General features: G+C 41.9%; 7 protein-coding genes. 4 read left to right on the top strand and 3 right to left on the bottom strand.

Annotation, left to right across the window (positions count from 1 at the left end; genetic code table 11):
- Positions 1 to 45 precede the first annotated feature (45 nt).
- The 3 genes from hemL (at position 46) to porV (ending at position 8868) form a co-directional block, all read left to right on the top strand.
- On the top strand, positions 46 to 1335 hold the full coding sequence (gene hemL, locus FLP08_RS05895; RefSeq protein ID WP_156274981.1) for a glutamate-1-semialdehyde 2,1-aminomutase: 1290 nt from the start codon (positions 46 to 48) through the stop codon (positions 1333 to 1335).
- Between the two features lie 606 nt (positions 1336 to 1941).
- Positions 1942 to 7683: a LamG-like jellyroll fold domain-containing protein gene (locus FLP08_RS05890; RefSeq protein ID WP_156274980.1), complete on the top strand. Its 5742-nt coding sequence runs from the start codon at positions 1942 to 1944 to the stop codon at positions 7681 to 7683.
- 3 nt (positions 7684 to 7686) lie between these two features.
- Positions 7687 to 8868: a type IX secretion system outer membrane channel protein PorV gene (gene porV / locus FLP08_RS05885; RefSeq protein ID WP_156274978.1), complete on the top strand. Its 1182-nt coding sequence runs from the start codon at positions 7687 to 7689 to the stop codon at positions 8866 to 8868.
- Between the two features lie 107 nt (positions 8869 to 8975).
- On the opposite strand, the gene FLP08_RS05880 is transcribed toward porV, so the two are convergent.
- Positions 8976 to 9572 carry a sugar O-acetyltransferase gene (locus FLP08_RS05880; protein ID WP_156274976.1) on the bottom strand — a complete coding sequence of 199 codons (597 nt, stop codon included), beginning with the start codon at positions 9570 to 9572 and terminating at the stop codon, positions 8976 to 8978.
- Positions 9573 to 9588: 16 nt separating this feature from the next.
- Complete coding sequence (locus FLP08_RS05875) at positions 9589 to 11100, bottom strand: GH3 auxin-responsive promoter family protein (protein WP_156274974.1); 1512 nt, start codon at positions 11098 to 11100, stop codon at positions 9589 to 9591.
- Positions 11101 to 11213: 113 nt separating this feature from the next.
- On the opposite strand from FLP08_RS05875, the gene FLP08_RS05870 reads away from it, so the two are divergent.
- A complete protein-coding gene (locus FLP08_RS05870) occupies positions 11214 to 12011 on the top strand; it encodes a DUF2797 domain-containing protein (RefSeq protein ID WP_156274972.1) in 798 nt (265 codons plus the stop codon).
- A gap of 799 nt (positions 12012 to 12810) precedes the next feature.
- On the opposite strand, the gene FLP08_RS05865 is transcribed toward FLP08_RS05870, so the two are convergent.
- Positions 12811 to 15513 carry an AsmA-like C-terminal region-containing protein gene (locus FLP08_RS05865; RefSeq protein WP_156274970.1) on the bottom strand — a complete coding sequence of 901 codons (2703 nt, stop codon included), beginning with the start codon at positions 15511 to 15513 and terminating at the stop codon, positions 12811 to 12813.
- Position 15514 lies beyond the last annotated feature (1 nt).

Here is a 15514-nt window from a genome sequence, read left to right as displayed (position 1 = left end):
TTAGAAAGTTAGGAGCAGGAAACAAAAAAAGTGAAAAAGAGATTTATGATTTATAAGAGAAGTAGCGAATTGTTTGCAGACGCACAAAAAGTGATCCCGGGTGGAGTGAATTCCCCGGTACGGGCTTTTAAAGCAGTGGGTGGGGAACCCATCTTCGTAGAAAAGGCCGAAGGTGCCTATCTGTATGATGAAGACGGAAATAAATTAATAGACTATATCAATTCGTGGGGCCCGCTAATTTTAGGGCATGCTCATAAACCGGTTATCGATGCGGTGATCGAGAAGGCCAGAAAAGGAACCTCATTTGGAACGCCTACCGAGATCGAAACAAAGATCGCCGAGCTTGCGGTAAAAATGGTTCCCAATATCGATAAGATAAGAATGGTGAATTCCGGGACCGAAGCCTGTATGAGTGCAGTTCGTCTGGCTCGCGGATTTACCGGAAAGGAAAAGATCATCAAATTTGCCGGTTGTTATCACGGGCATAGTGACTCTTTCCTTATACAAGCGGGTAGTGGAGCAGTAACTTTTGGAACTCCAAATAGCCCGGGAGTAACCCAGGGAACCGCGAAAGATACTTTGCTGGCCAAATTCAACGATCTTGAAAATGTAAAGGATCTTGTAGAAGCAAATAAAGACGAGATCGCCTGTATTATCCTGGAGCCTGTAGCGGGAAATATGGGATGCATTCCACCTGCAGAGGGTTTCCTGGAAGGATTAAGAAAGATCTGTGATGAGACCGGAATTCTTCTGGTTTTTGATGAGGTAATGACCGGTTTCAGACTTGCTCCGGGAGGAGTGCAGGAAAGAACTGGAGTGAATGCAGATATTGTTTGTTTCGGAAAAGTGATCGGCGGTGGATTGCCTGTGGGAGCCTTTGCCGCGCGTAATGAGATCATGGATTACCTGGCACCGGTTGGCCCGGTATACCAGGCAGGAACCCTAAGCGGGAATCCACTAGCCATGGCGGCAGGCCTGGCCATGCTTACCGAACTGGATAGCAAAAGGGAGATCTTTGAAAGTATCGAGAAAAAGACCGAATATCTGCATAAAGGAATGGACAAGGTGCTAACCCAGAATAACGTTGACTTCACCATCAACCGGTTTGGTTCCATGATCTCTGTTCATTTCGGAAAAGAACCGGTGACCGATTTCGATTCTGCGGCTAAATCTGCTAATCTTGGGGTGTTCAACAAGTTTTTCCACGGAATGCTGGAGAACGGAATTTACATTGCGCCGAGTGCTTTCGAAACCTGGTTCCTGAGTGATGCACTATCTTATGAAGATCTGGATAGAACGATAGAAGTGGTAGATAAGGTGACCAAAGAATTCTAAGTAGAATTGCTTAAAAATAAATATAAAGATCCGGAAAACTTCAGTTTTCCGGATTTTTTTTTGTCTTATCTGAACCTCCGATCCTATATAAATGACTAGCTAAGTCAATTATGAAGCAACGAAGATTATTTCTCTCCAGTTTCCTAAAAAATCTTCTACGCTTAGGTTTATAACTTAGCTATCATTTAAAGATCAATTTGCTCTTTTCTCTACAGGCAGATCAAATTTATACTTCAATTGATCTTCAGGATAATACACTAGACAGTGTATTTTATCGGCAATTAATACCCTTCGTCGAAAAATTAATTTGCCATTTCGCAAAAAAAATATCCTAAATAATTGTTAAAGAGTCTATTGCGTTTTTATTCATAATTAAAAGGGGTTAAATCCCCTAATTTATAGTGATTTACATCCTCTTTTAATATCTATATTTGAGTCGTTTTAATAAAAAATTAAGAATTTTGAGGTAATTAGTTTAAATCTATGTGAATTTTTGAAGCTATGGCTTCTGTAAGTTCATTCGACTGTGAATTAGTTTGGATTTGTAATCTAATTCTTCCCCATATTCTTGATACCATGAATCTTTTACTAACCAAATCTTTTTAAATGAAACAAAATTACTTTTTGAAATTTCTAATTTTTATTTTTCTAGGTTTTGCTTTTGGCAAAGCAAGGGGGCAGGAACCTATTTTTTCTCCTGGGATGAATATTTCCGCCTTTGGTAGCGTAAGTTCGCCGGGTGGGGAGGATGTTAGCAAAATAATTGATGGTAATATCAGTACGAAGTTTCTGGATTTTAATTTTTCAGATGGTATGGGGTTTACCGTTTATATGGGTGGATCTGCTTATTTAGCAACTAGTATAGAAATTACGACCGCTAATGATTCCCCAAATCGAGATCCCCGGAATTATGAATTACTGGGATCTAACGATGGTAGCAGTTTTAATTCAGTTACCTCTGGAAGTATTCCTTGTGTTTCATCGAGATTTTCCAAGAGAACCTTTTCTTTCTCTAATACTATTCCGTATAAATATTATAGGATAATATTTACTAATCAATGTGGAGCAGATAATAGTATACAAATAGCCGAAACTCAGTTAATAGGAACGATTAATGAGGCTCCTGTAGCAATTTGTAAAAACTTTACAGCTCAGCTTGGCCAAGATGGCACGGTTTCTATTAATCCAGCAGATGTAGATAATGGCTCCAGTGATGCTGAAGGAGATATTACTCTCAGCCTTAGTGAAAATGCATTTAACTGTAGTAATATTGGTGACAATTCAATTACACTTACTGTGACCGATAGTGCAGGTCTTACCGACTCATGCACTGCAACCGTAACCATAGAAGATAGCACAGCACCTGCCGTAGTAACTCAGAATGTCACTGTAAGTTTAGATGAAAACGGTCAGGCCGAAATTACTCCAGATCAAATCAATAATAATTCCACTGACAACTGTGGAATTGATCTGGTTGAATTTTCTTCTGGAACTGCTTATGCCGAGATTATTGAGGGGCAAATGCTAAGCATTGCCTTGCCGGCCGGGCAAGTTGTGGAATCGGTAGAATTTGCAAGTTATGGAACGCCTACCGGATCCAACGGATCTTATAGCATTGGGACTTGTCATGCTTCCAATTCAAAGTCTATTGTAGAAAGCTATGCTTTAGGAAAGAATTCCTTTAGCATTCCTTCTAATAACTCAGTATTCGGTGATCCGTGTGGAGGAACTAGGAAGCGTTTATACGTAGCGGTGAAATATGGGTCTTACCAGAACTTTACCTGCGAGAATATTGGAGAAAATATTGTTTCCTTAAAAGTAACCGATAAGAACGGGAATAGTTCAGAAGCCACGGCGACTGTGACCGTAGAGGACAAGATGGCTCCAACCGCCATTGCTAAGAATATCAGCCTGGAACTGGATGAGAACGGAGTTGCTAGTATCACTCCAGATATGATCGATAATGGTTCTTCAGATAATTGTGGTGTGAATGAAATGAGCCTTAGTCAAAGTGCTTTTTCATGCGCAGATGTTAGTGTTTACCCCTCTAAGTATTCCATCCAATTGGGTGATTCAAACGATTATATTCTTGCAGCAGATGCTTCAGGCATGATTGCCGGGAAAAGCTCTTTTACACTTGAAGGCTGGGTGAATTCTGAAGTTTTTGGTAACTATAAGGGAATTATGGGATTCAGGAATGATGCCGATGCCGACCTTTACTTATTGAAACTTCCCAATAATACCATAGAAGCGAGGTTCCGGAATGAAGCCGGAAATGTATTTAATATAAATGCGGGAATCCTGCCGGTTAATGAATGGCATCATTTAGCCTTTACTTACGATGGTGCTGCGATTAAACTTTACGAGGACGGTGCATTAATAGGAAGTACTCCGGCAAGTGGAAAATTTAAAATGAGTTCCACGGAAGACTTTTATATAGGAGCCGCGCCTTCTGGTGCTGGATTCTTCAAACATAACGGGAAGATAGAAGATGTTAGGCTTTGGGATGTAGCACGCAGCCAGGCTGAAATTGAAGCAAACCTTACCACCAGTATTGTTTCGGCAGAGCCCGGGCTTGTTATGAATTATACTTTAGAGGAAGGACCTTCCAATTCTGTGGTTTCAGATCTGTCTGGGAATAGTCCTGACGGAGTATTTAAAAATATTGATGCAAGTACAGCCTGGGTGGAGGATTCACCAACCACTGTTCTTGGTGCTAATGAGATCCTATTTACCGTAAAGGATGCCAATGGCAATGAATCCTCGGTAAGCGCTTATGTAACTTTAGAGGATAAGATTGCTCCAACAGTAAAAACACAGGATATCACTGTTCAACTTGATGAGAATGGAGTTGCAAGTATCACTCCAGATATGGTCGATAATAATTCCAGCGATGCCTGTGGCATCGAGAATCTTAGCCTGGATGTTAACGAATTCTCTTGTGCAGATATTGGTGAAAATACCGTTACCCTAACCGTGGCCGATAAAAGCGGGAATACTTCTGAAGCTACAGCAACTGTAACTGTAGAAGATAATACGGCTCCACAGGCTATTGCGAAAAATATCACGGTAGCATTGGATGAGAACGGTACGGCTAGTATTACACCAGAAATGGTAAATAATGGCTCGTCAGATAATTGTACCGCTACTGAAGACTTACAATTAAGCCTGGATAAATCGATATTTAGTTGTGAAGATGTTGTAGACAAAGGTGTTACCCCAAATTTATCTGCACTTAATTTTGATGGGAATGATTATGTATCTATACCAGACTCACCAGAATTACAACTAAAAGGAAATATGACCTTAGAGGCCTGGTTCAAGGTTGATGAATTTACAGGAGACTGGGTGCGAGTGGTAGGTAAAGGGGCAGGTCCTGCTGGTCCGGTAGGCCCTAGAAATTATGGATTATGGTATCTACCTAATGGAACCTGGTTATTCCAGCAATACGGGGATGGGGTTGAATTAGCCTTTAATAGACCCATCAATATCGGCGAATGGTATCATTTCGCTGCTGTTAAGACTGGAAACCTTGCTAAACTCTATATTAATGGAGAAGTAGTAGCAAGCAATACCGCCGGGACCAATCCCGTTACGAGCAATGACCCATTAACCATAGGTTATGCCGGTTTCCATGATCACCATATTGGTCAGATCGATGAGGTTAGGCTTTGGAATATCGCCAGGACAGATGAGGAGATCCTAAATAACTATGCCAGAACCTTAGATCCTGTTACTCCCGGCTTACTCACCTACTATAATATGGAGGAGGCCGCTGGAAATGTTCTTAATGATCAAACAGCAAATGGCTTCAATGGAGATCTTCAGGAATTCTCCCAAAGCGAGGTCTGGACAGGATCAAGTAGAAGTCTAGGTCCGGTGTCTACAATCCTTACTGTTACAGATGTTAATGGTAACAAGTCTACAGCAACCGCAACGGTTACTGTGGAAGATAATATCGCTGCGGAAGTACTCATCCAGGATATCACCGTAGAACTTGATGTAAACGGAATGGCTTCGATTGCTGTTGAAGATATCGATAATGGCTCATCTGATAACTGTGAAATTGAAAGTCTGGAACTGGACGTTACTGAATTCACTTGTGTAAATGTTGGAGCCAATACGGTTACCCTGACAGCTACTGACGTAAATGGAAATATATCTTCAGCAACCGCAACGGTTACCGTAGAAGATAACATCGCTGCGGAAGTGCTTACCCAGGATATCACCATAGAGCTTGATGTAAACGGAATGGTTTCAATTGCTGTTGAAGACATCGATAATGGCTCATCTGATAACTGTGAAATTGAAAGTCTGGAACTGGACGTTACTGAATTCACTTGTGTAAATGTTGGAGCAAATACGGTTACCCTTACAGCTACTGATGTAAACGGAAATGTATCTTCAGCAACCGCAACGGTTACCGTAGAAGATAACATCGCTGCGGAAGTACTAACCCAAGATATCACCGTAGAGCTTGATGCAAACGGAATGGCTTCGATTGCTGTTGAAGATATCGATAATGGTTCTAATGATGCTTGTGGTATTGAGAGCATGGAACTGGACGTTACTGAATTCAATTGTGCTAATGTAGGAGCCAATACGGTTACTCTTACAGCTACTGACGTAAACGGAAATATATCTTCAGCAACCGCAACGGTTACCGTAGAAGATAACATCGCTGCGGAAGTGCTTACCCAAGATATCACCGTAGAACTCGATGTAAACGGCATGGCAGTGATCAGTGTTGAAGATATCGATAATAGCTCATCTGATAACTGTGAAATTGAAAGTCTGGAACTGGACGTTAATGAATTCAGCTGTAAAAATGTTGGAGCCAATACAGTTACCCTGACTGCTACTGACGTAAACGGAAATATATCTTCAGCAACCGCAATGGTTACCGTAGAAGATAACATCGCTGCGGAAGTAGTAACCCAGGATATCACCGTAGAACTCGATGCAAACGGAATGGCTTCGATTGCTGTTGAAGATATCGATAATGGTTCTAATGATGCTTGTGGTATTGAGAGCATGGAACTGGACGTTACTGAATTCACTTGTGCCAATGTTGGAGCCAATACGGTTACACTAAGCGTAACTGACGTAAACGGAAATGTATCTTCAGCAACCGCAACGGTTACGGTGGAAGACAATATTGCCCCAATCGTTATTACCAAGAATATCAGTATTGAATTAGATGAAATGGGAATGGCTTCTATTATCGCCCTGGATGTAGATAATGGTTCTGCAGACGCCTGCGGTATTGAAGGTTTAAGTCTTGATCTCACTGACTTCACTTGTGAAGATATTGGAGAAAACACTGTACTATTAACTGTTAAGGACGTGAACGGAAACGAATCTTCGGCGACTGCGATTGTTAATGTGGAAGACAAAATAGCCCCGGCTCCGGTTATGGATAATCTAGATCCTATCTATGCAGAATGTGCTGTGGAAAGGTCTGATGTTCCCACTCCGCTGGCCACAGATAATTGTGATGTAGAAGTTAGTGCTACTCCAGATCTTTATTTCCCGGTGACCAGGAAAGGTTCTACTTTCATTACATGGAAGTATGAAGATGATCACGGAAATGTGACCTACCAGCAGCAGGAAATCATTATTGAAGATACGACGGCTCCTGTTGCAGATGTGGCCGAACTGGAAGATATTATGGTAGAATGCGGGATTTCAGATATTCCTGTTCCAACAGCAACCGATAATTGCAGGGGAACCATATCAGCTACTACTCAGGATCCACTCAATTATATGGAGCAGGGCGAATATACCATTACCTGGACCTATGATGATGAAAACGGAAATATTACTACCCAGCAGCAAAATGTTATTGTGCGTGATGTGACCGCTCCGGAAGTGATCACTCGTGACATTACCATTTACCTGGATCCACGAGATAATGTATACATCACTACAGAGGATATTGACGATGGAACTTCCGATAATTGTAGCGAAGTAAATCTTTCTTTGGATCAAACCTATTTTGAAAGGCAGGGAATTTATGAGGTGACTTTAAGTGCAACCGATATGGCAGGGAATACTTCTTCAGCTACCGCGGAAGTCACTGTAGAAATTGATGCCGTAGATACTAAAGATGCACATGTAGTCCCTACGCTTTTAAAGCGGGATTCTAAGGCCAATGTTATTCTTCCTTTTAGATCAAGAATTGCAAGTGTAGAAGTAATAGAAACTGAAACTAACAAATTCAAAAGCTTTGAAGGAAACAAGAAGAATAAAATGGAGATCGATGTTGCACCATTTAAAGGGACTTTATTGGTTAGAATTGTAGATACTGATGCCAATGTGTACCTCAAAAAATTAGTTGCATTTTAATTAATGAGAATTATGAAAATTAAATATATAATAATAGCACTGTTAAGTGTATTAGCAGTGAATTCAGCAAAGAGCCAGGAATTGGTACGCCCCGTGATTACAGGGGCTCCCTTCCTGCAGGTAGTTCCAGACGCAAGAGCTGGTGGTATGGGTGAAACCGGGGTAGCAAGCTTACCGGATGATTTTGCCCAGTTTCATAATCCCGCTAAATTTCTTTTTTCAGGAATGGAATCTAGGGGAATTGGGTTGTCCTATATCCCTCAATTTATAGGATATGCAAATGATGTATTTCATGCAAATGCCGCCTATCACCAAAAATTGAACGAAAGGTCAGCTTTAAGCGGTTCTCTTACTTATTTCAGCTTTGGAGAAATGGAAGTAGAGGAAGAAATGGGGAATACTATTATAAACCAGGGAAGTTATAAACCTACCGAAATGGCCCTTGATCTTTCTTATAGCTTAATGCTAAATGAAAAGTTCGGAATGGCCATTACGGGGCGTTATATCCGGTCAAATCTGGCTGATAATTTAGGTAGTTCCAATATTCAATTTAAAACGGCAAATGCTGTAAGCGCGGATATTTCAGGGTATTATGTTTCAGCTCCAATTTCAGCTAGAGAGAACATATGGACTCTTGGATTTAACCTAAAGAACCTGGGTTCGAAACTGCAATATGCCGAAGAAGAAGGATATTCCTATCCATTGCCAACTTCCTTAAAATTAGGAGGAGGTTATCACATAGCTAGCGGTTCTAACGATGTTCTTTCATTTTATGCCGAGGCCTTGAAATTCTTAGTGCCTGCCACCGACGACCAGAGAAACCTGCCCGATAACACTGTAGTTGGAGGTTGGTTCTCCAGTTTTGGGGATGCCCCTGATGGATTTTCAGAAGAATTAAAAGAGGTGATTTTTTCTTTGGGTACTGAATTTAGTTTTAATGAAAATCTGAAATTCCGTACAGGTTATATAACTCAGAGCAAGGAAAAAGGTTATCGGAATCATGTAACCCTCGGTGCAGGTTTTGCGTATGACAGGTTTGTGTTCGATTTTGGATACCAGGCACCGGTAAAGACAGATGTTAGTTTTAAGCAGGATAACCTTCTGAAATTTTCACTGAGTATCGATCTAGGTTCAAAGGCCAAAACAGAAAATGTGGGTAAGTCTGCAACTGCAAGTGTATTATAGAACTATTTTCTAAACTATTTGAAACAAAAATGTCCCGGTGTCCGGGACATTTTTGCTTTATTAAATTTTAGTTTGAAGGAGAGAATACTTACCTCGGTACATCATTTTTAAAATTTTCGTTGCTTAAAATAGTATAGCTTGTCCTCATCGGAGACCTGCCTGATCACTTTACATGGATTTCCTGCGGCGATCACCCCGGCGGGAATATCTTTAGTAAGCACACTGCCGGAGCCGATTATCGTATTGTCCCCAATACTGATCCCCGGGTTAATGACCGTATTTCCCCCTATCCATACATTATTCCCAATACTTACAGGGATGGCATATTCCCAGCCTTGATTGCGTTTTTCGGCATCTATGGGGTGTCCCGCTGTGAAGATGCTCACGTTTGGGGCCAGCATCACATTATCGCCAATTATCACTTCGGCACAATCGAGGATAACACAATTATAATTGGCGTAAAAGTTTTCTCCTATGGAAATATTATAACCGTAATCACAGTGAAAAGGAGGTTCTATATAAAAAGTGTTTTTGGTAGAGCCAAAAAGGGAGCTAAGCAGTTGGTTCCTTTCTTCAGTTAGTTCTGGAGAAGTTGAATTTATTTGGAAACAGGTTTTCTGGGCAAGGATACGTTCGGCAGCCAGTTCAGGGTCTGAAGCTATATATGGCTTTTGAGCAAGCATCTTTTCTTTTTCTGTAGCCATATTTAAGAATTAAGTTTTATGCCATTTCCAGCAGTTCTTCCAGGTAGGTGCGGGAATTTGAAAGTCTTGGTACCTTATGCTGGCCTCCAACCTTATTATGTTTTTTCAGCCAGTCGTAGAAGAGGTCTTTCCTGGCCTGGTGTATCTTAGGCATGTTAAGCGTCATATTATTATAACGTTTGGCCTCGTAGTCGCTGTTCACTTCCTGCAGGGCCAGGTCCAGTTGTTTTACGAAATTGTCGAAATCCCTGGGCGGGGTCTTGAATTCCACGATCCACTCGTGAGCTCCTTTTTCTTTTCCTTCCATAAAAATGGGCGCTACCGTATAATCGATGATCTCGCAATTGGTGACCAGGCATACCTTTTTAAGGGCAGATTCAGCGTTCTCTATGATCAGCTCCTCACCAAAAACGTTGATATGATGTTTGGTCCTTCCCGAAACCTTGATGCGGTAAGGATTGGTATCGGTGAACCTAACCGTATCGCCTATCTTGTATCTCCAAAGCCCGGCGTTGGTCGTGATCACCACCGCGTAGTTTTTACCTACCTCCACTTCGCTTAGGGGAATCGCCTTTTCCTCTTCGGTTCCGTACCGGTCCATGGGAATGAACTCGTAGAAGATTCCGTAGTCCAGCATGAGCAGCAGGTCTTTGGTGTCGTTGTGATCCTGGCAGGCAAAGAAACCTTCGGAAGCATTGTAGATCTCGTAAAATCTGAAATCTTCTTTCGGAAGGATCTTCTGGTACTGTGAAGCATAAGGTTCGAAACTGACTCCGCCATGAAAATAGACTTCCAGTTGCGGCCAGACCTCGAAAAGATTTTCTTTCCCGGTTGTTTCCAGCACATTGTTCAGCAGGACTAACATCCAGCTGGGTACACCGGCCAGGCTGGTCACCTTCTCCTTAATGGTTTCATCTACGATGGCCTGCATCTTATATTCCCAGTCGTGCATCAGGGAGACCTCATTGCTTGGGGTACTGCTGAACTCGGCCCAGAAAGGCATATTGTCTATCAGGATGGCGGAAAGGTCTCCATAAGAAGTACCGTTTTCCTGGTATAATTCCTTGCTTCCACCAAGCCTTAAGCTCTTTCCTGTGAACAACTGCGATTGCGGGTTGTTATTAAGGTAGATGCATAAAAGGTCCTTTCCGGCAGCATAGTGGCAGTCTTCCAGGGAATCCTGGCTTACCGGGATAAATTTGCTTTTCGCACTGGTGGTCCCGCTTGATTTTGCGAACCATCTGATAGGGGTGGGCCAGAAGATATTCGATTCTCCCTTACGGCTACGCTCTATAACATCCTGGTAATCCTCATATTTCTGAATGGGCACTCTTTCCCTGAAGGTCTCATAAGAGGTGATCTCAGAAAAATGATATTTCTTACCAAATTCGGTGTTCTTAGCTTTGGATAGGAGGTTTTTAAGCAATTCATTCTGAACCTCGTTCGGATATTTTATGAACAATTCCATTTGGTGGATTCTCTTTTTCAGAAACCATGAAGCTATTGAATTGACTAATGGAATTGGCATTATTCTTCTTATCTTTAAGCCTTATTAAATAAGGGCCATCGGTTATTTGGTTAAAAATAATCGAAACTTTGAAGCCTGCAAAAATTTCATTCAGACTTAAAATAAAAATTTAAATGAGATACGAGGGAGTTCTAACCAAAATGAGAACCGAAATTGTCGATGAGGTACAATACTACCTAATCTGGGAAAAGGATTTTATCAATTTTAACCAGTTGATCGATAAAAAGATAAGTCTGAACTTTCTTCGTTACCAGTGCCTTAATTGCGGGCTGGAAAAGAAGATCTATCGCCAGGGTTTCTGCTTCGATTGTTTTACCTCTATTCCACAGGCCGGAGACTGGGTGATAAAACCCGAGTTAAGCAGAGCTCACCTGGATGAAGAAGATCGAGACCTGGAATATGAAAAGAAAGCACAGTTACAGCCTCACGTGGTTTACCTGGCCAATTCCAGTGATGTTAAGGTAGGAGTGACCAGGAGAAGCCAGATCCCTACTAGGTGGATAGACCAGGGTGCTCATGAAGCCATCGAGATCGTAGAAGTGCCTAATCGTTACCTTGCCGGCATCACCGAAGTAGCTCTTAAAGATCATGTATCAGACAAGACCAACTGGCGTAAGATGCTTACCAATGATATTCTGGACCTGAACCTGGAGGAGGAACGCGAAAAACTGAAGCAATACATTCCGGAGGAAGCCAGGGAATATTACCTGGCCAGCAACAAGGAAACCGAGATCAAGTTCCCGGTGAGGAAATTTCCTGAAAAGGTCAAATCGCTTAACCTTATCAAAAACCCTTATTATGAGGGTATTCTAAAGGGGATCAAAGGCCAGTACCTTATATTCGATGATGGTACCGTTTTTAATGTAAGAAGTAACGAAGGTCTAGTGGTAGAACTAAAGGTCCTGGTTTAGATGCTTGCCTAAAGTGGATTATTTATTTGGCCATTCCTGAGGTTCAGGAGTGTGGATATCTTTTGAGACCCTTAAACAAGTTCAGGGTGACGCTGTCTTCAGTCTTGTTTGTTATTTCGACGGAGCAAAGCGATGGAGAAATCTTTAGAATGATTCGAGCTTGACTGAGATCTCTCCCTTTGGTCGAGATGACATCGATTATTTAATCATCCTTTGAGACCCTGAAACAAGTTCAGGGTGACGAGGAACTGAAATTAAACGATATTGAATTTTTCTGTTTAGAAATTATTTCCAATTACGTCATGCTGAACTCGGTTCAGCATCTTTCACGGTACAAAAACAAGTTCAGGACGACTCTTATCCTCAGTAGTTTGTTTGTCATTTCTAAGGAGCACAGCGAAGGAGAAATCCATAGAATGATTTGAGCTTGACTGAGATCTCTTTCTTTGGTCGAGATGAAATTTTTATTTCAGCATCTATTTAGATCTTGAAACAAGTTCAGGGTGACGCTGTCTTCAGTCTTGTTTGTCATTTCGACGGAGCAAAGCGATGGAGAAATCTATAGAATGATTCGAGCTTGACTGGGATCTCTCCCTTTGGTCGAGATGACATTTTTAATATACAAGTTCAGGGTGACGCTGTCTTCAGTCTTGTTTGTCATTTCGACGGAGCAAAGCGACGGAGAAATCTATAGAATGATTTGAGCTTGAATGAGATCTCTCCCTATGGTCGAGATGACATTTTTTATTTTAGCATCTATTGCTTGCTTGAACCAAATTTAGTGTAACATAGCCCGAATCTAGTTCTTTTTCGTGGTGTCGGTTTTCTTTTTGCTGCTATTCAAAATACCGCCCAGAATGTCCCTGGCTACATCCTTGACCTGTTTCTGTTGCGCCTGGTTCATGGAATCCTTTTTGGTTTGCACCTCATTTTTGGTGGTATCGGTTTTTGAGTTTTTAACCGCCGTGCTGTCGTTCTTGTTGAATGGTTTATTTGGATCCCTTTTTCCCTGCAGGATATCATTGATAGCATCTACCGCCTTATCTTCGAGGTTCCTTTTCTGCTGCTCCACGACCTTTTGGGTAAGGCTGTTCACCGCCTGCTCCATGTTCAGTTTTACCTGTGGCTGGTTAAAGGTACCGGTAATGCCTATAGGCAGTTCCACCATGGTATTGGCGATACTTTCCCCGCTTAATTTGCCAAGGGTGCTGCCAACTTCAGAGCCAAGATATTTAGCTGGAACATCCAGTTTAAGGTTGTAGTTCATGCTCATATCAAAGCCATGGCTCCCGGCCACCTGAATATTTATTCCCTTAATATCAAAATCGAAGGGCGCGATCTTTACCATCCCATTATCGAAACTTAACCTGGTTTTAAGCTTACTCAGGTCTATATCATTAAAGTCGATGAATTTCAGTTCGCTATCAAGTTTAGACAGAAGGGCTGCTTTTTCAGGGTTGATCTCTGCCGTGAGAAGTTCGGCCAGGGCATTGCCGGCTACGCTTGAAAGCTGTGGGGTAAGATCCTCATTCAGGTTTCCTTTGATATTGATGGTGGATTGAAGCTTACCTTCAATTGCTTTGGCCAGGGGAGCAAGGCTCTGCATAAGCTCCAGACTATTGAATGAAGAAGCTATATCCAGTGAATTCAGGTCCAGGTCCATTTCGAATACCGGGGTAGGGTTTTTGGTAGAAACCAGTCCATTCGCTCCAATGGTCCCGTTAAAGATATTGGTTGAAATATCCTGCAGCCTGGCAGTCTCATCGCGTATGATCAAAAGGCCTTTCGCATTCTTTAGCTCCAGGTTATCGTAAAGTACCGTGTTGGCAGTAAACCTAAGTTCCATGTCCAGGAAGGAAGGAACTTTTACCGCTTCTTTCCCGGTAGATTTTGCCACGGTTTTGTCCTGCCCGTTTTCATCTTTAGTCGTGATCTCCTCGGTTTCGGCTACCATAAAATCGTTTACAGAAAAAGTATTTGACTGAACCTGGAAATTCCCCTTTAGTGCCTGGTCTGTAAACAGGAATCCCATGAAGTTCTGTAATGATCCGAAAGCTGAAATATCGGTTTGTCCGGAGGTTAGCTTCAAACTAGGAACTCTAACATCACCTTGGTTAAAGCTCATATCGGCATTGGCAATTTTCACCTCGTTAGGGATCTCCGGAGAAGAATACCTGAAATCTTTTATGGAGGCCGCACCGCTGCTTTTCACGTTCTGATACTGTTCCTTCTCGATGGAGTTCATATCGAAACTGGTCTTCACATCGGCTGTTAGCAGCCCGTTGAGGTCCTGTTCAAGCTCCAGCGGATATGCCTTGCTGATATTGGCCAGGTTAATGCTTCCCTTAACCGCAAGATCTACGAGCATGTTCTCGGTAATATTGCTCAGCTTACCCTTAGCCGTAAACCTGTCCTGGTCTATTCTGAAAGTCGCGTTGTTGATATTCACATAAGTGTCTTCTACCAGTCCCGTATCGTTCAATACCACCAGGTCCAGATTGATGTCCTGTACACTTTTTGGCAGGTCTGGGTATTTAAATGAGGCGTTGTTGGAGCTTACTTTTATATCCATTTTCGGGATATAGGTATCATCAGATTTTCCAAAGATCCTCCCGTTCACAATAAAACCTCCCTTAGTATCTACATTTTCAATGTTTTTGGCATAGGTTTCAGGAATTACCGCCAGGAAATTTTTAAAGTCTGAAGATGGGGTCTTAAAGCTAAGGTCCATCTCGGTATTATCTTCATTTACCTGCACATAACCATCAAAAGTTAGCGGCAACTGATTGATCCTGGCTTCATTTTCAAGGAAGGTGTACTTAAGATTTTCCAGGTCCATCTGGAATACGGCATCCAAACTTACCAGGTTTTGGTTAAGGTAATTCGTGCCATCATAATCAAGGGAAACCAATGCTTCAGAATAGGTTTTGAGCTCAGATTTATTCAGAGAAAAATCTCCGGTACCTTCATGGTTCAGGTCTTCGATATCCAGGGCTACTTTCGTGCTTTTATCATCATATTTAACCCGGGAATTATTGATCTCGTAATGTTTAAGGTCTAACAGGAAGGGTTTGCTTTCGCCTTTAGTGCTGCTGCTGTCTTCTATCGCAATATCATAATTGGCCCGGCCCAGGGAATCTACCTTTATATTGAGATAGGTATTGTTGAATTTTAATTCGTCGATCTGTTTGGGCTCCTCGCTGCTTTTAAAAAGTTCCCTGACCGACATTTCCAAGGTCACTTCCTCACCAAGGGCGAGGGTATCCCCCTTAAAAGGAGCATTGTTAATGATGCTGAGGTCTTCTATGACCAGGGTCGCTTTTGGAAAACTTCGGAACATGCTAAGATCTATATCCTGAAAATCCACCTGCGCGTTCAGGTTGTCGTTCATGGTTTTCTTCACCAGGTCTTTGAGCTGTGATTCAAATACAAAAGGTGCAATGAACAATAGGATAAGGATAGTTAACAGAACAAATCCGAATATTTTTAAAGCCTTTTTCATT

The sequence above is a fragment of the Christiangramia aestuarii genome (genome assembly GCF_009735585.1).
GTDB lineage: Bacteria > Bacteroidota > Bacteroidia > Flavobacteriales > Flavobacteriaceae > Christiangramia > Christiangramia aestuarii.
Note: the sequence above shows the minus strand (reverse complement) of the source record. Positions and strands in the feature narration are given on the sequence as shown.